General features: G+C 69.9%; 12 protein-coding genes. 10 read left to right on the top strand and 2 right to left on the bottom strand.

Annotated elements, in window-relative coordinates; genetic code table 11:
* Positions 1-3: 3 nt before the first annotated feature.
* Together ACFQ27_RS03090 and ACFQ27_RS03095 are read right to left on the bottom strand one after the other, a co-directional pair.
* A complete protein-coding gene (locus tag ACFQ27_RS03090; RefSeq protein ID WP_377352419.1) occupies positions 4-1,926 on the bottom strand; it encodes a linalool dehydratase/isomerase domain-containing protein in 1,923 nt (640 codons plus the stop codon).
* Positions 1,923-2,219 carry a hypothetical protein gene (locus tag ACFQ27_RS03095; protein ID WP_377352420.1) on the bottom strand — a complete coding sequence of 99 codons (297 nt, stop codon included), beginning with the start codon at positions 2,217-2,219 and terminating at the stop codon, positions 1,923-1,925. The genes ACFQ27_RS03090 and ACFQ27_RS03095 overlap by 4 nt, the downstream gene beginning before the upstream one ends.
* A gap of 108 nt (positions 2,220-2,327) precedes the next feature.
* Between ACFQ27_RS03095 and ACFQ27_RS03100 the strand changes: the two genes are divergently transcribed.
* The 10 genes from ACFQ27_RS03100 to ACFQ27_RS03145 all read left to right on the top strand — a co-directional run bounded on the left by ACFQ27_RS03100 (position 2,328) and on the right by ACFQ27_RS03145 (position 24,531).
* Positions 2,328-3,284, top strand: a complete 957-nt coding sequence (locus tag ACFQ27_RS03100) for a LysR family transcriptional regulator (protein WP_377352421.1) — start codon at positions 2,328-2,330, stop codon at positions 3,282-3,284.
* Positions 3,285-3,359: 75 nt separating this feature from the next.
* Positions 3,360-4,616, top strand: coding sequence for an MFS transporter (locus tag ACFQ27_RS03105; protein ID WP_377352423.1), 1,257 nt, complete (start codon positions 3,360-3,362; stop codon positions 4,614-4,616).
* A gap of 26 nt (positions 4,617-4,642) precedes the next feature.
* The gene (locus tag ACFQ27_RS03110; protein ID WP_374346364.1) at positions 4,643-5,251 is read left to right on the top strand and encodes a glutathione S-transferase; all 609 of its coding nucleotides are present in this window, start codon (positions 4,643-4,645) and stop codon (positions 5,249-5,251) included.
* Between the two features lie 3 nt (positions 5,252-5,254).
* Complete coding sequence (locus tag ACFQ27_RS03115) at positions 5,255-6,022, top strand: dienelactone hydrolase family protein (RefSeq protein WP_377352425.1); 768 nt, start codon at positions 5,255-5,257, stop codon at positions 6,020-6,022.
* A gap of 80 nt (positions 6,023-6,102) precedes the next feature.
* Positions 6,103-7,548: a coniferyl aldehyde dehydrogenase gene (locus ACFQ27_RS03120; protein WP_377352426.1), complete on the top strand. Its 1,446-nt coding sequence runs from the start codon at positions 6,103-6,105 to the stop codon at positions 7,546-7,548.
* Between the two features lie 41 nt (positions 7,549-7,589).
* Positions 7,590-7,715, top strand: a complete 126-nt coding sequence (locus ACFQ27_RS03125) for a hypothetical protein (protein WP_377352428.1) — start codon at positions 7,590-7,592, stop codon at positions 7,713-7,715.
* A gap of 566 nt (positions 7,716-8,281) precedes the next feature.
* A complete protein-coding gene (locus ACFQ27_RS03130; protein WP_449304997.1) occupies positions 8,282-19,324 on the top strand; it encodes a hypothetical protein in 11,043 nt (3,680 codons plus the stop codon).
* A gap of 170 nt (positions 19,325-19,494) precedes the next feature.
* Positions 19,495-21,588 (top strand): O-linked N-acetylglucosamine transferase, SPINDLY family protein, encoded by a 2,094-nt coding sequence (locus tag ACFQ27_RS03135; protein WP_377352430.1) that lies wholly within the window; start codon positions 19,495-19,497, stop codon positions 21,586-21,588.
* Between the two features lie 43 nt (positions 21,589-21,631).
* Positions 21,632-22,909 carry an FkbM family methyltransferase gene (locus ACFQ27_RS03140; protein ID WP_377352431.1) on the top strand — a complete coding sequence of 426 codons (1,278 nt, stop codon included), beginning with the start codon at positions 21,632-21,634 and terminating at the stop codon, positions 22,907-22,909.
* Positions 22,906-24,531 (top strand): tetratricopeptide repeat protein, encoded by a 1,626-nt coding sequence (locus ACFQ27_RS03145; RefSeq protein WP_377352434.1) that lies wholly within the window; start codon positions 22,906-22,908, stop codon positions 24,529-24,531. The genes ACFQ27_RS03140 and ACFQ27_RS03145 overlap by 4 nt, the downstream gene beginning before the upstream one ends.
* Positions 24,532-24,536 lie beyond the last annotated feature (5 nt).

Raw genomic sequence — 24,536 nt, forward strand, 5'->3', positions numbered from 1 at the left:
GGCTCAGGCTGCCGGGGTGACGCGGACCTCGGTGCGGCCCGACAGGGTCACGCTTAGGTCCGCCATCCCGTCGGCGCCAGCCACGATCCGCGCCGGTGTCGCCCCGGTGACGGCGTAGGCCGCGCCGGGCGTCAGGCGGGCCAGGCCCAGGGCCTGCGCGCCGTCGCCCGCACCGGGATAGAGGGTCAGCTCCAGGTCCTCGCCGTGGCTGAAGGCGCGGGCCACCAGCACCTCCGGATAGGCGCAGCGCTCCAGCACCGGCCCCCGTCGCGCGCCCTCCGTCGGGCCTTCGGCGAACGAGCGGGCGAAGTCGCCGGTCTTCATGATCTGACCCATCACCGCATAGGTGTTGGCTCCGTTGGAGCCCTTCAGGTAGCGACGCACCCCGCCTTCGACCGTGCGCCCGCAGTCGGCGTCCAGCGCCGCCTGGGCGGCCTCGGCGAGTTCGGTGTCCCCGAACTCCTTGGCCCCGGCCAGGATGGAGGCGTAGGCGTAGGCGTGGCCGCTGCGATAGTTGCCGACGTCCAGGCCGGCGCCCGGCAGCATCAGGCGCGGGCGGCCGTCCGGCCCCGGCTGCACCGCCGGGCCGACCTCGCGCCGGGCCACCGCCCACAACAGCTTGGCGCGGTCGGGGACAAAGATGTTCTCGAACAGGGAATAGCCGATCTCGCTGGCCGGGAAGGGCACCGGCAGGCCCGTGAGCTGCGACTTCAGGCCGATGATGGAGCCGCTCTCGTCCGTGAACTCGGTGTCCAGCTCCTTCAGCCAGCGCGGCAGGTAGCGGGCCACATTGTCCGTGCCGCAGACCGCGTCCTGCACCGCTAGGGAGCCCATGCCGTAGTGATTGCAGATCGGGTAGATCCAGTTTGGCTCGCAGGCGTAGAGGCCGAACTCCGCCCGGTCGTAGTTGGAAGTCACCGACCCGATCAGGGTGTTGAAATCGTGCCGATAGGCGGTGCGGGCGTCCTGGCGGAAGGTCAGGCTGCCGGGCTCCAGATAGCGGCGGTCGCCGCTGGCCAGCATGTACTGGCCCACATGCATGCCGAACCAGCCGGTCAGCATGATGTTGTCCTTCTTAGCCGGATCCCAGTCGGTGAAGTTCAGGTGGCCCCAGCAGGACTCATAGATCCAGTAGCCCCAGACCTTCCGCAGCAGGTACTTCTCGATCAGGTTCCGCTGCGCCTGGCCCATATAGCCGGTGAAGTTGGGGACATAGGCGCCCTGGGCGATGCCCAGCGCAAAACCCATGTGGTTGATCTGGTAGCGCAAGGCCGACGGCTGGAACTGCTCGATCACGTCAAAGCCGCCCCATTCGTCGATGGGCTGCAGGGCGCGGTCCAGCAGATAGCGGACGGCCGACAGGTCCTCCGGCGACAGTTCGCGGGTCTCGGGATCCGGGCGCTCGGCGGTGCGCCGGCCGACCTCGGCCAGGGAGGCGGGAAGATAGGCTTCGCGGTTGGCGGCCTTCTCCCAGCCCTTCTTGCGCAGATTTGCGGTGCGGCGGCCGAAGCCGGCGATCACCAGGCCCACCGCGCCGGCCGCCATGTAGGGCGCGCCGCTCCACGCCGTTTCGCCGGCCAGCGCGCCGGCCAGGAGGGCCGAGCCCAGCCAGACGCCGACGGGCGCCACGACCATGCCGGCCCAGAACCAGGCGATCAGGCTGCCTACGAACAGGGCCATGGCCAGGGGAAACAGCAGGGCCGCCCAGCCGCCCACCGCCAGGAAGCCGCCGCCGGGGATCCATAGGCCCAGAGCCGCGGCCTTCAGGGCCGGACTGGCGTCGAACAGCCAGGCGCTCAGGCCCAGGGCGGCGAGGGCCAGGTAGATCACCAGGGTGCGGCGTTGGCGCGCGACGGTCACCGGACCCTTGCGGGTCTCGCCTAGGGTCTGGGCGGCGGCGTGGAACGGGGTGTCGAGGACGGTCATGGGGCGGTCTTTCCGGTAAAGACGCAGAGCGGTGAGGCGAGGGCGGGGGCGGCCTGGGCCAGCGGGCCGCTGACCAGAGCCAGGGCGACCAGCACCGAGGCGGCGACAGCCAGGGCCTGGAAGCTGACGATGAAGGGCAGGCTGGCGCGCCGCGTGCGCGAGTCCGCGCCTGGCGCCCAGGCGACGGCGGCGTTGCGGCTCGGGTCCTGGCCCAGGTCCCGGCCGAACAGCCTGGCCAGGGGCAGCAAGAGCTGGTGCAGCAGGAACACGGCGAAGGCGCAGCAGGCGAACATCCCACCCCCCCCCCCCAGGCTGGATTTTCGACGCAGCTTGGGAGGCCTGACGGGACGGGTCCAATCGATTTATTGGCCTGATTTATCGACCTAGCTTATAGATCATCCATGGACTTCGACCTGAAGAGTCTGCGCTGCTTCCTGGCCCTGGCCGACGAGCTGAACTTCAGTCGGGCGGCGGCGCGAGTGAACCTGACCCAGCCGGCCTTCTCCAGCCAGATCCGCGGCCTGGAACAGCGCCTGGGCTTTTCTCTCTTCGAGCGCACCACCCGCCAGGTGGGCCTGACCCGCCAGGGCGAGCGGCTGGTCCCGGCGGCGCGCCGTCTGCTGGCCGATGCGGCGACCCTGCAGGAGCGGGTGGCCGAGATGCGCGGCGGCCGGACCCGCAGGCTGGCCTTCGGCGCGGCCTTCTACACCCTGGACATCCCCGAGCGGGTCCGGCTGATCGAAGCCTTCCAGGCCGAGCAGGCCGGCGCGCCCTTCGAGGTGACCACCGCCTGGCAGCACGAACTGGTCCCACAGCTCGACCAGGGCCGCATCGACATGGCCCTGCTGATCGGCGCGCCGGTCCCGCGCGCTGACTATGTCCGGGAGCGGGCCACGCGGCCCATGCTGGAGACCGCCTTTCCCGAAGACCTGCCCAGGCTTGTGCTGCGGCGGGAGCCCGTGCGCCTGTTGATCCCGGCGGAGTCGCCCCTGGCCTGGCGGCGCACCTTGCCGCGCGAGGCCCTGGACGGGGTTCGGGTCGCGGTGCTTGGCGACAGTCACGGGGAGGCGGTGAACGGCCCGATCCGCCGGCTGCTGGAGATGGCGGGCGCCCAGGCGGTGGCCCCGCCGGAGTCCCACGCCATCGCGGTCGAGCGCTATGGCCGCCAGTTCCGCATGCCGGCCATCAGCCTGGGCTGGTTCGGCGCGCCAGAGGCCGGGGGCGACATGGTCCGCCGCGAGATCGCCGGTTTCGAGCACGCCACTGAACTCGCCCTGGTGCACGGCCCCCTGGGCTTGAGCGCGGAGGCCCAGGGGCTCTGGCGCCAGGCCCAGGATATCTTCGACACCGCCTCCTGATCGCGGCCTTGCCCCAAGGGACAGACGCTTACTAGGTATGCTCCCTCGGGCCCAGGTCCCGCAGGAGTGCCGCCCATGAAGCGCCCGTTCGGCCAGAACTACGCCTTTGTCGTCGCGGCCTGCGTCTTCCTCGCCCTGCTGGCGGCCGCCGGCCTGCGCTCGGCGCCGGGCGTCCTGATGCTGCCCCTGGAGCGCGCCTTCGGCTGGGACCGGGCCACGGTCTCGGCGGCGGCGGCGGTGGGGATCTTTCTCTATGGCCTGACCGGCCCCTTCGCTGCTTCGATGATGCAGAGCTTCGGGGTGCGACGGACGGTCAGCTTGGCCCTGCTGCTGATGGCGGTCTCCACCGGCCTGTCGTCCTTCATGACCCAGCCCTGGCAGTACGTGGCCACCTGGGGCGTGCTGGCCGGCGTGGGCTCCGGGGCGGTGGCGATGGTGCTGGGCGCGACCGTGGTGAACCGCTGGTTCGTGGCGCGACGCGGCCTGATGATGGGCCTGCTCACCGCCTCCACCGCCACAGGGACCCTGGTCTTCCTGCCGGCCATGGCTTGGCTGGCCGAACACGCCGGCTGGCGGCCGGTGGTGCTGACCATCGCTGGCGTCACGGCGGTGCTGGCGCCCGTGGTCTGGCTGCTGCTGCCGGAACGCCCCGCCGACATCGGCCAGACCCCCTATGGCGCGCCGGCCGACTACCAGCCGCCGCCCGCGCCGGCCGGCGGAGCCCTGGCCTACGCCTTCCAGACCCTTGGACGTGCGGCGCGCACCCGCACCTTCTGGCTGCTGTTCCTGGGTTTCTTCGTTTGCGGCCTGACCACCAACGGCCTGGTGGGCACCCACCTGATCGCCATGTGCGGCGACTACGGCATGAGCGAGACCCGGGCGGCGGGCCTGCTGGCGATGATGGGGCTGTTCGACCTGGTCGGCACCACGGCCTCCGGCTGGCTCACCGACCGCTATGACCCGCGCAAGCTCTTGTTCGCCTATTACGCCCTGCGCGGCCTGTCCCTGATCGTCCTGCCGTTCACCGACTTCTCGATCGTTTCGCTCAGCCTGTTCGCAGTGTTCTACGGCCTGGACTGGATCGCCACCGTGCCGCCCACCGTGCGCCTGGCCACCGACGCCTTTGGCGACCGCGACGGCCCCATCGTCTTCGGCTGGATCGCCGCCGGGCACCAGGCGGGCGCCGCCACCGCCGCCATCACCGCCGGGGTGCTGCGCGCCGCCGAGGGCCGCTATCTCGAGGCCTTCGTCCTGGCGGGCTTCACCGGCTTCGCCGCGGCCATCGCCTCGCTGATGATCCGACGCCAGACCCGCCCAGGCGCTTTCGCCTGATCCAAAGTCCCGTCTAAGGTGCCCGCATGAAGCTCTTCTATTCGAACGCCTCGCCCTTCGCCCGCATGGTCCTGGTGGCCGCCCACGAACTGGGCCTGGCCGACCGCATCGAGCTGGTCACCGCCGCGGTCAGCCCGACGGCCGCCAACGCTGATGTCGCCGCGGCCAATCCCCTGAGCAAGGTGCCGACCCTGGTCACCGACGACGGGGCGGCCATCTATGACAGCCGGGTGATCGTCGACTATCTTGACAGCCTGACGCCCCGGGCGCTCGCGCCGCGCGCCGGGCCTGAGCGGTTCGCCGTCCTGACCGACCTGGCCGCCGCCATCGGCCTGTTGGACGCCGCGCTGTCGGCTCGCTACGAGCGCGCCTTCCGGCCCGAGCCCCTGCGCTGGGAGGACTGGGCGCAGGGCCAGGTGGACAAGATCCGCCGCACCCTGGACCTGTTCGAGACCCGCTCCCTGAAGGGCGCGGGTGAGATCGGCATTGTCGACATCGCGGTCGGCTGCTGCCTGGGCTATCTCGATTTCCGCTTCCCGGAAGAGGACTGGCGCGCCACGCGGCCGAAGCTGGCCGCCTTCTACGCTGACCTGGCCAAGCGTCCGGCCTGGCCGCTGACCGACCCGGCCCGCTGACCCATGGCTGTCCGCACCGCCTATGTGGCCTTCACCACCGCCGCCGGCCTGACCGTGGCGGGGAAGCTGTCGATCCCGGCCTCGGAGGCCAAGGTCCCGGCGGTGGTCATCTGCCATGGCTCGGACGGGGTGGACGGACGCGGGGAGTTCTATCGCCCGGCCCTGAACGCCGCCGGGATCGCCACGCTCGAGGTCGACATGTGGGCCGCGCGGGGGACGGCGCGCGGGGCGGCGGCCCGGCCGCGCACGCCGCTGGACACGCTTCCCGACGCCTTCGCCGCCAAGGCCTTTCTGGCCGCCCAGCCGGAGATCGATCCCGAGCGCATCGGGGTCATGGGCTTCTCCTGGGGCGCGGTGGTCAGCCTGATGTGCGCCACCCCGCGCGCCGTGCAGGCGGCGGGGCAGGGGCCGTTCCGCGCCCACATGGCCAACTATCCGGTGGTGTGGGCCTATGAGAACGTGCCTGGCCTGACCCTGGCTGAGCTGACCGGAGCGCCGATCCTGATCCAGTGCGGCGACGCAGACACCTATGACGACCCCGACGGCCTCGACCAGCTGATGGCCCGCCTGCCGGAGGCCTCGCGCAAGCTCATCACCGCGAAGACCTATCCCGGCGCCACCCACGGTTTTGATCGTGACCTGCCGCCTCAGACCATCAACGACCCCTTCGCCCACAAGGGGCAGGGCGGCCCGGTGCTGATGGAATTCAGTCCGGGCGCCGCTGCGTCATCCCGTGACGCCTGCGTCACTTTTTTCGCGGCGAACCTCTGAGCCCCTTGCGCGCACGGCGTTCGCCGCCGAAGTATCCCCGCATTGGGAGCGCGGTGAACGCGCCTCGCGGAGGATAGACCATGGACGCGAAACTCGGCCACGACGCCGCCTCGATGAACGCCATCCTAGCGGCGCAGAAGGCGGCCCACCTGCGCGACGGCGCGCCCTCGGCGGAGAAGCGCATCGAGCGCATCGACCGCTGCATCGCCCTCCTGGTCGACAACCGCAAGGCCATCGAGGACGCAATCAACGAGGACTTCGGCTCGCGCTCGCGCGAGGCCACAGCCTTCACCGATATCGCTGGCTCCATCGGCCCGCTCAAGCACGCCCGCGACCACCTGAAGAAGTGGATGCGGCCCGAGAAGCGCAAGACCACCCCGGCGATCCTGGGCCTGTTCGGCGCCAAGGCCGAGGTGCACTTCCAGCCCAAGGGCGTGGTGGGCGTGATCAGCCCCTGGAACTTCCCGATCAACCTGACCTTCGCGCCCCTGGCCGGCGTGCTTGCGGCGGGTAACCGGGCGATGATCAAGCCCTCGGAGTTCACCCCCGCCACCTCGGCCCTGATGGCCCAGATGTTCGGCGGCGCCTTCTCTCAGGAGGAGATCGCGGTGATCACCGGCGGTCCTGAAGTGGGCCAGACCTTCACCAGCCTGCCCTTCGACCACATCATCTTCACCGGCGCGACCAGCATCGCCCGCCACGTCATGAAGGCGGCGGCCGAGAACCTGGTGCCGCTCACCCTCGAACTGGGCGGCAAGAGCCCAGTGGTCATCGGCCAGTCGGCCGACCTGTCCACGGCCGCGGCCCGGGTGATGTTCGGCAAGACCCTGAACGCCGGCCAGATCTGCCTGGCGCCGGACTATGTGCTGGCGCCCCGCGACAAGGTCGACAGCTTCGTCGCCGAAGCCCAGGGCGCGGTGAAGAAGATGTTCCCGACCATCAAGGACAATCCCGACTACACCGCCATCGTCGCCCAGCGGCACTATGACCGCATCATGGGTTATGTGGAGGACGCCCGCGCCAAGGGCGCCCGCATCATCGAGATCAAGCCGGACGACGAGGACCTGACCCAGCAGGAGCACCGCAAGATCGCCCCGACCCTGATCATCGATCCCACCGACGACATGAAGGTGATGCAGGAAGAGATCTTCGGTCCCGTGTTGCCGGTGAAGACCTATGGCAAGCTGGACGAGGCGCTGGACTACATCAACAGCCACGACCGGCCGCTCGGCCTCTACTACTTCGGTGATGACGCCGCCGAGCAGGAGAAGGTGCTGACCAGCACCACCTCCGGCGGGGTGAGCGTCAATGACGTGATCATGCACGTGGCCCAGGAAGAGCTGCCCTTCGGCGGTGTCGGTCCGGCCGGCATGGGCAGCTATCACGGCGTCGACGGCTTCCGCGAGTTCAGCCACAGGAAGGCGATCTTCTCGCAGATCAAGAAGGACATCGGGCCGCTGCAGATGCTGCGGCCGCCCTACGGCGCGGGGATCCGGAAATATCTCGACAGCCAGATGAAGCGCTGAGGCGCCCCGCGCCGGACGGCGAGGACGGGCAGGGGGCCGGGATGACCGCGTCACCCTTCCTGTCCGGCGCCTTCATGCCGCGCTGGGTGGTCGGGGCGCCGCCCGGCGGGCTGAGGCTCCACATCAGCATCCCTCTGCGCCCCAGGTTCACCGGTGTGTTGCACTAGCGGGCGAGGCGACGCGCCGATTCAGGCGGCGCGCAATTTGGCGAGCGCGGGTCTCGAAGGCTGCGGTTCCGGTGCGCCCGAGCGTCGCAGACCGCCGTCTACAACCCTACGGTGGCAGGCGACCCGTTCCGGGGCGACTGTTGGAGGCGGAAGACGGGCGCGCGTCGGCCTGTGAGGCGACCTCCGCGTCGGCGCCAGACGAGGATCGCGGTCGCGGGGTTCTGTGGTTTCCAAAGGGGTTGCAACGCGCTGACCCTGGATCCGGGCGCTCCCCCGCGAACCCCTTGACCCACAACGCGCCGGTAGGCGCAGGGCGCGGCTCCAGCCAATATGTCGCACGCCAGGACGCCCCGCACTGCCGGTTGGCCGGCAATTGAACTCGCCGCCAAGGCGAGAATCCCCCTATGCCAAGGCGTAGCTCCGACTCCGAGTAACGAGTTGGAAACGATGTTTGATCACGGTTAACGAGCCGGAAAGTCTCGCTCAGGTTGAGCGGCGCGACCGGCGGGGTGTGTACGGCGGCGCCGATCCTGGCGCAGCAGCGACTTCACGGCGGGGACGGCTATATGGGCATTTCGGCTCTCTCAGCGGCGCAGATCAGCGCGCTGTCGACCAGCACCATCCAGGCCCTGTCGACCACCGACATCCAGGCGCTCAGCAGCACCCAGATCGCTGCGATCAACACCAGCGGCATCGGGGTTCTCGACGCCACCCAGCTGGGGGCGCTCTCGTCGACCCAGGTCCGGGGGCTCACCACCACCCAGATCTCCTACCTTTCTGACAGCGTCTCCTTCTCCTCCAACCAGCTGATGGTGCTGAACGGCGCCCAGCTGAACGCCCTGTCGACCACCCAGATCGCCGGCCTGGACGCCACCGAGATCGGCGTCCTGTCCTCGACCCAGCTTTCCGGCCTGTCGGCCACCCACGTCTCCGACCTCACCGCCACCCAGGTCGGCAGCCTGTCGACCACCCAGGTCCGGGGTCTGACCAGCACCCAGCTGGCCGGCCTGAGCACCACGGACATCGGCGAATTGTCGTCCACCCAGGTCTCGGCGTTCAGCACGTCGCAGATCTCGGCCCTGTCCGTCACCAATGTGGGCGCGCTGTCGACCACCCAGATCGGCGGGCTCAGCTCCACCCAGATCGGCGCCCTGTCGGTCGCCAAGTTGTCCGCCTTCGACGCCACCCAGATGGGCGCGCTGTCGACGACCCAGATCAGCGGCCTGACCTCGACCCAGCTCAACGGCCTGTCGACCACCGACTTCGGCGAACTGACCTCGACCCAGATCGGCGGCCTGACCTCGACCCAGCTGGGCGCGCTGTCGGCGACCAACTTCTCCAGCCTGGACGCCACGACGGTCGGCGCCCTGACCGAGACCCAGATCCGCGGCGTCACCGCCACCCAGATGCGGGCCCTGTCGACGACCGACATCGGCGAGCTGTCGTCGACCCAGGTGGGCGTGCTGTCCTCGACCCAGGTGGCCTCGCTGTCGGCGACCAACTTCTCGGCCCTGGACGCCACCCAGGTCGGCGCCCTGTCCACCACCCAGCTGCGCGGCGTCACCAGCGACCAGATGCGGGGGCTGAACACCACCGACATCGGCGAACTGAACTCGACCCAGGTCGGCGCCCTGGCCACGACCCAGCTGGCCGCCCTGTCGGCGACCAACGTCTCGGCGCTCGACGCCACCCAGGTCGGCGCCCTGTCGACGACCCAGGTCCGGGCCCTGACCACGACCCAGCTTGGCGGTCTTTCGACCACCGATGTCGGGGAGATGTCCTCGACCCAGGTGGGCGCCCTGGCGACGACCCAGCTGGCGGCGCTCAGCACCACCAACATCTCGGCCCTGTCGACCACCCAGCTCGGCGCCCTGACCCCGACCCAGATCAGCGCCCTGTCGGCGACGGCGGTTTCCGGGCTCGACGCCACACAGGTCGGCGCGCTCACCACCACCCAGATCGGCGGGCTGACCGGCACCCAGCTGCGCGCCCTCTCCACCACCGACTTCGGCGAACTCTCCACCACCCAGCTCGGCGCGCTGACCGCGACCCAGCTGTCGTCCCTGTCGGCCACCAATGTCTCGGCGCTGGATGCGACGACCGTCGGCAATCTCTCGACCACCCAGGTCCGCGGCCTGACCACCACCCAGCTGGCGGGCCTGTCGACCACCGACATCGGCGAGCTGTCCTCGACCCAGGTGGGCGCCCTGGCGCCGACCCAGCTCGCAGCGCTGAGCGCCACCAACATCTCCGCCCTGGACGCGACCCAGGTCGGCGCGCTCTCGACCACCCAGGTGCGCGCCCTGACCGCGGACCAGATGCGCGGCCTGTCGACCACCGACATCGGCGAGCTCAGCTCGACCCAGGTCGGCGCCCTGGCCACCACCCAGGTGGCGGCGCTCAGCGCCACCAATGTCTCGGCCCTGGATGGGACTCAGGTCGGCGCCCTGTCGGCGACCCAGGTCCGCGCCCTGACCTCGACCCAGCTCGGCGGCCTGTCGACCACCGACATCGGCGAACTGTCCTCGACCCAGGTGGGCAGCCTGGCGACGACCCAGCTGTCGGCCCTGTCGACCACCAATATCGGCGCGCTCTCGACCACCCAGTTGGGCGGCCTGACCTCGACCCAGCTCGGCGGCCTGACCGCCACGGCCCTGTCCACCCTCGATGAGACCCAGGTCGGCGCCCTGACGACCACCCAGGTGGGTGGGCTGACGACCACCCAGCTGCGGGCGCTGTCGACCACTGACTTTGCTGAACTGTCCGCGACCCAGATCGGCGCCCTGACCTCGACCCAATTGGGCGCCCTGTCGGCGACCAATCTGTCGTCGCTCGACGCCACCACCACCGGCGCCCTGACGACCACCCAGCTGCGGGGCCTCACTACCACCCAGATGGCCGGGCTCTCGACCACGGACGTGGGTGAGCTGACCTCGACCCAGATTGGTTCGCTGGCCTCGACCCAGCTCGGCGCCCTGACGGCGACGGCTCTGTCGGCCCTCGACGCGACCCAGGTCGGCGCGCTCTCCACGACCCAGCTGCGTGGCCTGACCACCACCCAGGTGGCTGGCCTCTCGACCACCGATATCGGCGAGTTGTCCTCGACCCAGATCGGCAGCCTGGCGACGACGCAGCTGGCGGCCCTGTCCTCCACCAATGTCTCGGCCCTGGACGCCACCCAGGTGGGCACGCTGAGCGCCACACAGGTCCGGGCCCTGACCAGCACCCAGCTGGGCGGCCTCTCGACCACCGACATCGGCGAACTGAGCTCCACTCAGGTGGGCGCCCTGACGGCGACCCAACTCGGCGCCCTGTCTACGACCAATATCGGCGCCCTCAGCACCACCCAGATCGGCGGCCTGACCTCGACCCAACTGGGCGCCCTGAGCGCCACCGCCTTGTCGACCCTGGACGCCACTCAGGTCGGCGCCCTGAGCACGACCCAGGTGGGTGGCCTGACCTCGACCCAGCTTCGCGGCCTGTCGACCACCGACTTCGGCGACCTGACCACCACCCAGGTTGGCAGCCTGAGCGCCACCCAACTCGGCGCCCTGTCGACCACCAACCTGTCGGCCCTCGACGCCACCACCATGGGCGGCCTGACGGCCACCCAGCTGCGCGGCCTGACCACGACGCAGATGGCTGGACTCAGCACCACCGACATCGGGGAACTGTCCTCGACCCAGGTCGGCGGTCTCGCCACGACGCAACTCGCGGCCCTGACCTCGACCAATGTCTCGGCGCTCGACGCGACCCAGATCGGCGCGCTCAGCACGACGCAGGTGAGGGCGCTGACGACCACCCAACTCGGCGGTCTCTCCACCACCGATATCGGTGAACTCAGCTCGACCCAGGTCGGCGCCCTGGCGACGACCCAGATCGCGGCCCTGTCGACCACCAACATCGGCGCCCTGTCGACCACTCAGATCGGCGGCCTGACGCCGACCCAGATCTCGGCCCTATCGGCGACCGCCGTGACAGGCCTGGACGCCACCCAGGTCGGTGCGCTCAGCACCACCCAGATCGGCGGCCTGACCGGCACCCAACTGCGCGCCCTGACCACCACCGACTTCGGCGAGCTGAGCACGACCCAGCTTGGCGCTCTGACGGCGACCCAGCTGGCCTCGCTCTCGGCCACCAATGTCTCGGCCTTGGACGCCACCACGGTCGGCAATCTCTCGACCACCCAGGTCCGCGGCCTCACCACGACCCAGCTGGCCGGCCTGAGCACCACCGACGTCGGCGAACTGTCTTCGACCCAGGTCGGGGCCCTGACCCAGACCCAGTTGGGCGCTCTGACTCCGACCGCTCTGTCGGCCCTGGACGCCACCCAAGTCGGCGCTCTGTCGACCACGCAGCTGCGTGGCCTGACCACCACCCAGGTGGCTGGCCTGTCCACCACCGACATCGGCGAACTGTCCTCGACCCAGATCGGCAGCCTGGCCACGACGCAACTGGCGGCTCTGAACTCGACCAACGTCTCGGCGCTCGACGCCACCCAGGTCGGCACGCTGAACGCCACCCAGGTCCGGGCCCTGACCAGCACCCAACTGGGCGGCCTGTCGACCACCGATATCGGCGAACTCAGCTCGACCCAGGTCGGGGCGTTGACCCAGACCCAGCTGGCGGCGCTCAGCACCACCAACATCGGCGCGCTCAGCACGACCCAGCTGGGCGGTCTGACCTCGACCCAGGTCGGCGGCCTGACCAACACGGCGCTGTCGGCCCTCGACGCGACCCAGGTCGGCGCCCTGACGACGACCCAGGTCGGTGGCCTGACCAGCACCCAGGTCCGCGCGCTCTCGACCACGGACTTTGGCGAACTGTCGACCACCCAGGTGGGCGCCCTGTCGGCGGCCCAGCTCGGCGCCCTGTCGACCACCAACCTCTCGGCCCTCGACGCCACCACCATGGGCGGCCTGACGGCGACCCAGCTGCGTGGTCTGACGACGACGCAAATGGCGGGGCTCAGCACCACCGACATCGGCGAGCTGTCCTCGACCCAGATCGGCGGTCTCGCCACGACCCAGTTGGCGGCGCTCACCGCGACCAACGTCTCGGCCCTGGATGCGACCCAGGTCGGCGCGCTCTCGACCACCCAGGTCCGCGCCCTGACCACTACCCAGCTCGGCGGTCTGTCGACCACCGACATCGGTGAACTCAGCTCGACCCAGGTTGGCGCTTTGGCCACCACCCAGATTGCGGCGCTCAGCACCACCAACATCGGCGCGCTGTCGACCACCCAGATCGGCGGCCTGACCCCGACCCAGATCTCGGCCCTGTCGGCGACCGCTGTCACCGGCCTAGACGCGACCCAAGTGGGCGCGCTCAGCACCACCCAGATCGGCGGCCTGACCGGCACCCAGCTGCGGGCCCTGACCACCACCGACTTTGGTGAACTGAGCACGACCCAACTCGGCGCCCTCAGCGCGACCCAGCTGGCCTCGCTGTCGGCCACCAATGTCTCGGCCTTGGACGCCACCACGGTCGGCAATCTGTCGACCACCCAGGTCCGCGGCCTGACCACGACCCAGCTCGCCGGCCTGAGCACCACCGACGTCGGCGAACTGTCTTCGACCCAGGTCGGGGCCCTGACCCAGACCCAGTTGGGCGCTCTGACGCCGACCGCTTTGTCGGCCCTGGACGCTACCCAGGTGGGCGCGCTCTCGACCACGCAACTGCGTGGCCTGACCACCACCCAGGTCGCTGGCCTGTCGACCACCGACATCGGCGAACTGTCCTCGACCCAGATCGGCAGCCTGGCCACGACGCAGCTGGCGGCTCTGAACTCGACCAACGTCTCGGCGCTCGACGCCACCCAGGTCGGATCCCTGAACGCCACCCAGGTCCGGGCGCTGACTTCGACCCAGCTCGGCGGCCTGTCGACCACGGACATCGGCGAACTCAGCTCGACCCAGGTCGGGGCGTTGACCCAGACCCAGCTGGCGGCGCTCAGCACCACTAACATCGGCGCGCTCAGCACGACCCAGCTGGGCGGTCTGACCTCGACGCAGGTCGGCGGCCTGACCAACACGGCCCTGTCGGCCCTCGACGCCACCCAGGTCGGCGCCCTGACGACGACCCAGGTTGGCGGCCTGACCTCGACCCAGCTTCGCGCGCTCTCGACCACGGACTTTGGCGACCTGACCACCACCCAGGTTGGCAGCCTGAGCGCCACCCAACTCGGCGCCCTGTCGACCACCAACCTGTCGGCCCTCGAAGCCACCACCATGGGCGGGCTGTCGGCGACCCAGCTGCGTGGTCTGACCACGACGCAGATGGCGGGGCTCAGCACCACCGACATCGGGGAACTGTCCTCGACCCAGGTCGGCGGTCTCGCCACGACGCAACTCGCCGCCCTGACCTCGACCAACGTCTCAGCGCTCGACGCGACCCAGGTGGGCGCGCTCAGCACGACGCAGGTGAGAGCGCTGACGACCACCCAACTCGGCGGCCTCTCGACCTCCGACATCGGCGAGTTGTCCTCGACCCAGGTCGGCGCCCTGGCGACGACGCAGATTGCGGCGCTCAGCACCACCAACATCTCGGCCCTGTCGACCACCCAGATCGGTGGCCTGACCCCGACCCAGATCTCGGCCCTGTCGGCCACGGCCGTCACCGGCCTCGACGCGACCCAAGTGGGGGCATTGTCGACCACCCAGATCGGCGGCCTGACCGGCACCCAGCTGCGCGCCCTGACCACCACCGACTTCGGCGAACTGAGCACGACCCAACTCGGCGCCCTCAGCGCGACCCAGCTGGCCTCGCTGTCCGCCACCAATGTCTCGGCCCTGGACGCCACGACGGTCGGCAATCTCTCGACCACCCAGGTCCGCGGCCTGACCACGACCCAGCTCGCCGGCCTGAGCACCACCGACGTTGGCGAACTGTCCTCGACCCAGGTGGGCTCGCTCACCCAGACCCAGCTCGGCGCCCTGACCGCGACCGCCCTGTCGGCCCTGGACGCCACCCAGGTGGGCGCGCTCTCGACCACGCAACTGCGTGGCCTGACCACCACCCAGGTCGCTGGCCTGTCGACCACCGACATCGGCGAACTGTCCTCGACCCAGATCGGCAGCCTGGCCACGACGCAACTCGCGGCTCTGTCCTCCACCAACGTCTCGGCCCTCGACGCCACCCAGGTCGGCACGCTGAACGCCACCCAGGTCCGGGCCCTGACCAGCACCCAGCTGGGCGGGCTCTCGACCACGGACATTGGCGAGCTGTCCTCCACCCAGGTCGGCGCCCTGGCCACCACCCAGCTGGCCGCGCTCTCGACGACGAACATCGGCGCCCTGTCGACGACCCAGGTCGGTGGCCTGACCTCGACCCAGCTTGGCGCCCTGTCCGCCACGGCCCTGTCGACCCTGGACGCGACCCAGGTCGGCGCCCTGAACGCCACCCAGGTCGGCGGTCTGACGGCGACCCAGCTGCGGGCCCTGACCACGACGGACTTCGGGGACCTGACGACCACTCAGGTCGCGGGCCTCACGGCGACCCAACTCGGCGCCCTGTCGACCACCAACCTGTCGGCCCTCGACGCCACCACCATGGGCGGCCTGACGGCGACCCAGCTGCGCGGCCTGACCACCACCCAGATGGCGGGCCTGTCCACCACCGACATCGGCGAGCTGTCCTCGACCCAGATCGGCGGTCTCGCTACGACCCAGTTGGCGGCGCTCACCGCGACCAACGTCTCGGCCCTGGATGCGACCCAGGTGGGCGCGCTCTCGACCACCCAGGTCCGCGCCCTGACCACGACCCAGCTCGGGGGGCTGTCGACCACAGACATTGGTGAACTGTCCTCGACCCAGGTCGGCGCCCTGGCGACCACCCAGATCGCGGCGCTGAGCACCACCAACATTGGCGCGCTGTCGACCACCCAGATCGGTGGCCTGACCCCGACCCAGATCTCGGCCCTGTCGGCGACCGCTGTCACCGGCCTGGACGCGACCCAAGTGGGCGCGCTCAGCACCACCCAGATCGGCGGCCTGACCGGCACCCAACTGCGCGCCCTGACCACCACTGACTTCGGCGAACTGAGCACGACCCAGCTCGGCGCCCTCAGCGCGACCCAGCTGGCTTCGCTGTCGGCCACCAACGTCTCGGCCCTCGACGCCACGACGGTCGGCAACCTCTCGACCACCCAGGTCCGCGGCCTGACCACCACCCAGCTGGCCGGTCTCTCGACCACGGACGTGGGCGAGCTCAGCTCGACCCAGGTCGGGGCCCTGACCCAGACCCAGCTGGGCGCTCTGACGCAGACCGCTCTGTCGGCCCTGGACGCCACCCAGGTCGGCGCGCTCTCGACCACGCAACTGCGCGGCCTGACCATCACCCAGGTCGGCGGCTTGTCGACCACCGACATCGGTGAACTCAGCTCGACCCAGATCGGCAGCCTGGCGACGACCCAGCTGGCGGCGCTCAACGCCACCAACGTCTCGGCGCTCGACGCCACCCAGGTCGGTTCTCTGAACGCCACCCAGGTGCGGGCGCTGACCAGCACTCAGCTGGGCGGCCTCTCGACCACGGATATCGGTGAACTGTCCTCGACCCAGGTCGGGGCGCTGACCTCGACCCAGCTGGCGGCCCTGTCGACCACCAATGTCGGCGCGCTTTCGACCACCCAGCTGGGCGGCCTGACCTCCACCCAGGTCGGCGGCCTGACCACCACGGCCCTGTCGACCCTGGATGCGACCCAGGTTGGCTCGCTCTCGACGACCCAGGTCGGCGGCCTGACCGCGACCCAGCTGCGGACCCTGACCACCACCGACTTCGGCGACCTGACGGCGACCCAGGTCGGCGCCCTGAGCGCCACCCAGCTGGCGGCGCTCTCGGCCACCAACCTGTCGGCGCTTGATGCGACCACCACGGGCGCCCTGACGGTGACCCAGGTGCGGGGCCTGACCACCACCCAGATGGCCGGTCTCAGCACCACCGATATCGGTGAGCTGACCTCCACCCAGGTCGGGGCCCTGTCCTCGACCCAGCTCGGGGCGCTGACGCCCACGGCGCTCTCGGCCCTGGACGCCACCCAGGTGGGCGCGCTCACGACAACCCAGCTGCGCGGCCTGACCACCACCCAGGTGGCGGGGATCTCGACCACCGACATCGGCGAACTGTCCTCGACCCAGATCGGCAGCCTGGCGACGACCCAGCTGGCGGCGCTCAACGCCACCAACGTCTCGGCCCTGGACGCGACCCAGGTCGGCACGCTGAACGCCACCCAGATGCGGGCCCTGACCAGCACCCAGCTCGGCGGTCTGTCGACCACTGACATCGGCGAACTCAGCTCCACCCAGGTCGGCGCCCTGACCGGCACCCAGCTGGCGGCCCTCAGCTCCACCAATGTCGGCGCGCTCTCGACCACCCAGCTGGGCGGTCTGACCTCGACCCAGGTCGGCGCCCTGACCGCGACGGCCCTGTCCACCCTGGACGCGACCCAGGTCGGCGCCCTGACCACCACCCAGGTCGGCGGCCTGACGGCCACCCAGCTGCGGAGCCTGACCACCACCGACTTCGGCGAACTCAGCTCCACCCAGGTCGGCGCCCTCAGCGCCACCCAACTGGGCGCGCTGTCGGCGACCAACGTCTCGGGCCTCGACGCCACGACCGTCGGCGTCCTGTCGACCACCCAGGTGCGCGGCCTGACCTCGACCCAGCTTGGCGCCCTCAGCACCACGGACATCGGCGAGCTGTCCTCGACCCAGGTCGGGGCCCTGACCTCGACCCAGCTCGGGGCGCTGACGGCCACCGCCGTCTCGGCGCTGGACGCCACCCAGGTGGGCGCGCTCACGACCACGCAACTGCGCGGCCTGACCACGACCCAGCTGGCGGGCCTGTCCACCACCGACATCGGCGAGCTGTCCTCGACCCAGGTCGGCGGACTGGCCACGACTCAACTGGCGGCCCTCAACGCCACCAACGTCTCGGCCCTGGATGCGACCCAGGTCGGCGCCCTGAGCGCCACCCAGGTCCGCGCCCTGACCTCGACGCAACTCGGCGGCCTCTCGACCACCGATATCGGCGAGCTGTCCTCGACCCAGGTCGGCGCCCTGGCCACCACCCAGGTCGCGGGCCTCGCCACGACCCAGGTGGGCGCGCTCAGCACCACCCAGATCGGCGGTCTCAGCTCGACCCAGCTCGGGGCGCTCACCACCACCAACCTGTCGAATCTGGACGCCACCCAGGTCGGCGCCCTGACCACCACCCAGGTGCAGGGTCTGACCGCGACCCAGCTGCGGGCGCTCACCACCACCGACTTCGGTGAGCTGTCCTCCACCCAGATCGGCGCTCTGACGGCCACCCAGCTGGGCTCGCTGTCGGCGACCAATATCTCCGACCTCGACGCCACCACGGTCGGCGCCTTGAGCACCACCCAGGTTCGCGGCCTGACCACCACCCAGGTGGCCGGCCTGTCGGCCACCGACGTCGGCGAACTGACCTCCACCCAGGTCGGCGCGCTCTCGACCACCCAGCTCTCGGCGCTGACGGCGACCGCGGCCTCGGCCCTCGACGCCACCCAGGTCGGAACCCTGACCGCCACCCAGATCCGGTCGCTCACCACGACCCAGCTGGGCGGTCTGTCGACCACCGATATCGGCGAACTGTCCTCGACCCAGGTCGGCGCCCTGGCCACCACCCAGGTGGCGGCCCTCAGCGCCACCAATGTCGGCGCGCTCTCGACCACCCAGCTGGGCGGCCTGAGCTCGACCCAGCTGGCCTCGGTCACCAACACCGGCCTGTCCGCGCTGGACGCCACCCAGGTCTCCGCCCTGACCACCACCCAGGTGCGGGGCCTGACCACGACCCAGATCCGGTCGCTGAGCACCACCGACTTCGCCGAGCTCACCTCGACGCAGATCGGCGCCCTGACCAGCACCCAGATTTCCGGCATCTCGGCGGCCAACCTGTCCGCCATGGACGCCACGACGGTGGGCGTGCTCTCGACGACCCAGCTCCAGGGCCTCTCGACCATCCAGCTCGTGGGCCTGACCAGCACGGATATCGGTGACTTCAGCTCGACCCAGATCGCCGGCCTGACCTCGACCCAGCTCGGCTCGCTGACCGCCACGACCTTCTCGGCGCTCGACGCCACCCAGGTCAGCGGCCTCAGCTCCACCCAGGTCCGGGGCCTCAGCTCCGGCCAGGTGGCGGCGCTGACGGAGACCGATATCGGCGAGCTGACCTCGACCCAGATCACCGGCCTGACGCCGACCCAGCTTTCGGCCCTGTCCACGACCAGCCTCTCGGCCCTGGACGCCACCCAGATGGGCGCGCTCTCCGGAACCCAGCTGCGCGGCATGTCCACGACCCAGGTCCGGGCGCTGAGCACGACGGATATCGGGGAGCTGTCCACGACCCAGATCGGCGCCCTGACCTCGACCCAGATGGGCGCCCTGACCACCACGGTGATCAGCGCCCTGACCACGACCCAGATGACCGGGCTCTCGACGACCCAGATCCCGGGTCTGACCACCACCCAGATCGACTACCTGTCGACGACCAATATCTCGGCGCTGTCCTTCAGCCAGGCTGAGGCCTTCACCACGACCCAGGTCCAGTCGCTGGATAACGACCAGATCGTGGCCTACCTCAACATCACCTGAGGCGGTTCGCCGTCCAGGTCAGGGCCGGGCGTCTCACGACGTCCGGCCTTTTTCGTGCGCGACAATTCGCCGGGGAGGGCGGGGCAGGGGAGCCCGCACCCGAATTGGTTCCCTAGGCTGGGCGTGCGATGATTTGTTAAGACGAATCGTCAGGCGCATCCGGGGGCGCGATGTCCGAAGCAGCCTTCATCTCCGCGGTCCAGAAGATCACCAGCGCCCAGCTCGACCTGGGCGGTGTGATCACGGCCGCCGGTGAGCAGCTGCAGGCCGGCCAGCCCACCCTGGCGCAACAGCTCTATCGCATCTGGCTGCAGTTCAACCCGGATCATCCCCAGGCCTATGTCGCCCACTTCAACCGGGCCGGCCTGCACATGGACGCGGGCGACCTGGCCGGCGCCAACGAGGCTCTGTCCGCCGCCGTGGCGCTGAACCCGGACTTCCCGCCCGCCTACATCAACCTGGGCGGGGTGCTGGAGCGCAGCGGCGATCCGGAAGGCGCCATCGGCAAGTGGCGCGAGGTCCTGACCCGCCAGGCCCAGGTCACCGGTCCCGCCATCGGCTACAGCGTCGCCGCCTTGAAGCAGATCGGCCGGGTGCTCGCCGACCACCAGCAGCTAGAGCCCGCCGAGGCCGCCCTGCAGCAGAGCCTGTCGCTCAATCCGTGCCAATACGACGTGCTCGGCCAGTATCTCGCCCTGCGCATGGGCCAGTGCAAATGGCCGGTGACGGTCCCGTGGGAGGGCATGGACCGCAAGGCGCTGGTCTCCGGCGTCCATCCCCTGTCCATGGGCGTCTATACCGACGATCCCATGCTGCAGCTGGCCGCCGCCAGCAACTATACGCGCGAGATGATCGATACCCGGCCGGAGGCCCAGATCGCCTCGGACCGCCGCTTCGCCCCCATCGACCTGACCGGCCGTCGCCTGCGTGTCGGCTATGTCTCCTCCGACCTGCGCGACCATGCCGTCGGCTACCTGATGGCCGAGCTGTTCGAGGTGCATGACCGCGAGAAGATCGAGGTCTTCGCCTATTACTGTGGGCCGGCCGCGCGGGACGGACTGAACGCCCGCATCAAGGGCGCGGTGGAACACTGGACCGACATCCGGGCCTTGAGCGACGAAGCCGCCGCCGCGGCCATCGCCGCCGACGGGATCGACATTCTGGTGGACGTCAACGGCCACACCCGCGACGCCAAGAGCGGGGTCTTCTCCCGCCATCCGGCCCCGATCCAGGTCAACTGGCTGGGTTATCCCGGCACCATGGGCGGACCGCACCACCACTACATCGTGGCCGATCCCCTGATCATCCCGCCGGGCTTCGAGATCTACTATTCTGAAAAGGTCGTGCGGCTGCCCTGCTACCAGCCCAATGACCGCAAGCGCGCCGTCGACGCGGAGCGGCCCAGCCGCGCCGACGCCGGCCTGCCGGACGACGCCTTCGTCTTCTGCTGCTTCAACGGCCCGCAGAAGATCAGCCGCTTCACCTTCGCCCGCTGGATGGAGATCCTGTCGCGCACGCCGAACAGCGTGCTGTGGCTGCTGCACAGTTCCGAGGACGTCCACGCCCGGCTGCGGGGCTACGCCGAACAGGCCGGGATCGCGCCGGAGCGCCTGATCTTCGCGCCCAAGCAGCACAACGCCCAGCATCTGGCGCGCTATCCGCTGGCCGACCTGTTCCTCGACACCTCGCCCTATGGCGCCCACACCACGGCCTCCGACGCCCTGTGGATGGGCGTGCCGGTCCTGACCCTGCCGGGGCGCAGCTTCGCCTCGCGGGTCTGCGCCAGCCTGGTGACCGCCGCCGGCCTGGGCGATCTCGTGGCGACCAGCGCCCAGGACTATGTGGACCGCGCCGTCGCCCTGGCCCACGCCCCGGCCGAGGTCGAGGCGCTGAAGGCTCGACTGGCGGCCGGTCGCGACACCTGTGACCTGTTCAACACCGACAAGCTGGTGACCCAGCTGGAAGGCCTCTATGCGGGCATGGTCGCCGACTATCGCGAGGGGCGTCCGCCCCGGCCCGACCTGACCAATCTTGAGGCCTATTTCGCGGTCGGCGCCGACCTGGACCATGAGGGCCAGGAGATGCTGCTGCGGCAGGACTACGAGCAGGTCTACAAGGACCGGCTCGCCCTGCGCCATCTCCTGCAACCCCTGCCGGCCGACACCCGTCTGTGGACCGAGGCCGACATCGCCTGGGCCGAGGGCCTGGTCGGCGGCGGCGCGGCTGTCACGCCCTTTCCCCGCAAGCGCGCCGCCGGCGACTGACCTGAACCCTTAAGCCCGCACCGCGGGCCAGCCTGGACCACCAATGAACCGAGACGTGCTGCAAGGCCTGCGCTTCCAGGGCTATTCGCCCCGGACCCTGCTCGACGTGGGCGCCCATCTGGGCGGCTTCTCGGTGTCGTTCCTGGACGTCTTCCCGACCTGCGTCCCCACCCTGGTCGAGCCCAATCCGCACTGCCAGGACGATCTGGCGCGCCTGCCGTTCGAGCGCCACGCCGTGGCCGCCTCCTCGGAATCGGGGACGGCGGAGATGTTCCTGACCCAGGAATGGCTGCAGTCCACGGGCAGCTCGCTCTATCGCGAGAACACCGCCTTCTTCCGCGACGAGGTGTTGGTGAAGCAGGAGGTGCCGAAGGTGCGCCTCGACGACCTGTTCGCCGGCCGCCGCTTCGACTTCGTCAAGATCGACACCCAAGGCTCGGAACTGGACGTGCTCCAGGGCGGCCAGGCTGTGCTGCGCCAGGCCGACTACATCCTGATCGAGGTCTCCCTGGTCGACTACAATATCGGCGGCGCCCAGGCCGAGGCGGTGTTCGCTCAGATGGCGGCCATGGGCTTCCGCTGCGCCGACGTCACCGAGTTCCACCGCCTGCGCGGCGTCGCCGACGGCGGCCTGCTGCAGATGGACTTCCTGTTCGAAAAGATCGTCCAGCGGCCCAGCCAGAACTACGGCTATGGAACCCTGCACGGCCACGACGCCCTGCTGGAGTGGCTCAAGGCCCAGAAGGCCCGCTGCCCGGAATTCAGCGTCATCGACGTGGGCGCGGCCGCCAACCCCTGGACCGCGGAGGTGCTGAACGCCACCTTCGACATGAACGACACCCAGGTGGCGCCCCTGCATTTCCGGGGCAATTTCAACGACGCCCGCAGTTGGGACGCGGTCCTGCAGCACGTGGCGCGGAACGGCCGCTTCTCCTACTGCGTCTGCTCCCACACCCTGGAAGACCTGGCCTATCCGGCCATGGCCCTGGAGATGCTGCCCCGCATCGCCGAGGCCGGCTACATCGCCGTGCCCTCACGCTATCTGGAGAGCCTGCGACCCGAGGGGCCGTATCGCGGCTTCATCCATCACCGCTGGGTGCTGGACAATATGGGCGATGAACTGGTCCTGGCGCCCAAGATCCCGCTACTCGAACACCTGGCCCTGACGGGCGAGGCGGAATGGCCTGAGGCCCGCGACCGCTTCGAGTTCCAGATGCACTGGCGTGGCGCGATCAGCTTCACCCCGATGAACGGCGACTATCTGGGTCCGACCCGCAACGCCGTGATCGGCATGTACGGCCAGTTCTTCGATCGGCCATGAGCCGGGGTCCGAAGACGGCGCGGCTGATCAGCCTCGCCCAGGCCCTGAACGGCGAGGGGCGTCACGGCGACGCCCTGGCCATCGTCGAGTATCTGCTCACCGTTTCCCCCGGCGACGCCGAGCTGCGGCTGGAGGAGGCGAGGGCGCTGGGCGGCCAGGGGGACATCCTCGCCGCCCTGGAGCGTCTGCGCGGCCTACGAGACATTGGCGGCGAAGCCTTGCTGGCCGAGATCCGTGTTCAGTCCCTGGCCGCTATTGAACGCTTCAACGCCCATCTGGAGGCCGGCGAGGTCGAGGCGGCGGAGACCTACGCCTCGGCCCTGGCGGCGCTGATGCCCCAGAACCCGGCCATGGTCGCGGCCGCCTTCTCCTGCAACCTGGCCCTGGAGCGTCCAGAGATCGCGGCCGCCTACGCCCACGCCCTGCTGGCCCTGGTTCCCGACCATCCGCAAGCCCTGGCCTATCTGGGCCTTGAGGCCACGCCGGCCGAGCCGGATCTGGACCAACTGGTCGCCGCCGCCCTGGCCAGCGACCAGAACCCGCTCCTGAAGCTACGCGACCTGCATGACGCCGCCAGCCGGATCCTCTGCCAGCCCCTGACGGACAAGGGGCTCGATCATCTGCGCCTTCTGCTCGCCACGGCCCGGGACCTTGAGGTGCCTGTGGACCCTGGCTCGGAGTGGGAGGGCTGGGAGCGGCACTATCGCCTACTCATGTCCGCTGTGGACCTGGACATGGTGCTGGGGCCGACACCGCAGCCGGGGCCAGAGGCGGACCTGGAGTTCCGCTCCGCCAAGGGGGAGGTGCTGGACTGGGCCGGCCTTCGCGCTCATGCCGACCGGCTGGGTGCGCGGTGCGTCTTCTTCGCCGCCGCGGACGAGGCCTATGTGGACCTCTATGCCCGGTGGTACGCCCTGTCGGTGCTCAAGTACGGCGACGTGCCCGCCCTGATCGTCGTGCATGTGATCGGCGGCATGGGGAAACTGGCCGAGGTCGCCGCCAGGGTCGGGATCGATGACGACCGCCTGGTGTTCGCAGCGGACACCTTTGACGCCGCCAAGGCCCTGGCCACCGGCTGCTTCGACGCCCCGCCCAAGGGCCGGGCGGAAAAGCCCATCGCCCACTACCAGTGCGTCCGCTTCATTCGCCTGGGCGCGCTGCTCGCCCACCTTGAGCGCCCGGTCTTTGTCTCCGACATCGACCTGATCCTGCAGCGCGGGGTCGCTGACCTGCTGGACCGCACGGCGGGCGCCGATGTGGTGTTCAACGAGAACACCGAGAACTGGAACGCCGGCTCGAGGCTCACCGCCAACCTGTTGCAGGTCAATCCGACCCCCGGCGCCCGAACCCTCTTGGCCTTCCTGCGGGTGTATCTCGAACGCGCGCTCAGCGGGCCGGCCGTGACCCGTTGGATCGACCAAGTGGCCCTGATCCTGGCCCGTCATCACCTGATGACCCGGCTTGAGGCGCCCGCAATCGACTATTTCGACACGAGTTCAGACATCAATAACGTGATGTACCCCTCATATCAGGCGCATCCGTTCCGGTTCCTCTCGCTGTTCCACGGGTTCGACACCTCCAGCCTGGAGGGCGATCCAAGGGTTCTGGGGGCCGAGACCTAGACTAG

The organism is Phenylobacterium conjunctum, from assembly GCF_042679085.1.
GTDB classification, from domain to species: Bacteria; Pseudomonadota; Alphaproteobacteria; order Caulobacterales; family Caulobacteraceae; genus Phenylobacterium; species Phenylobacterium conjunctum.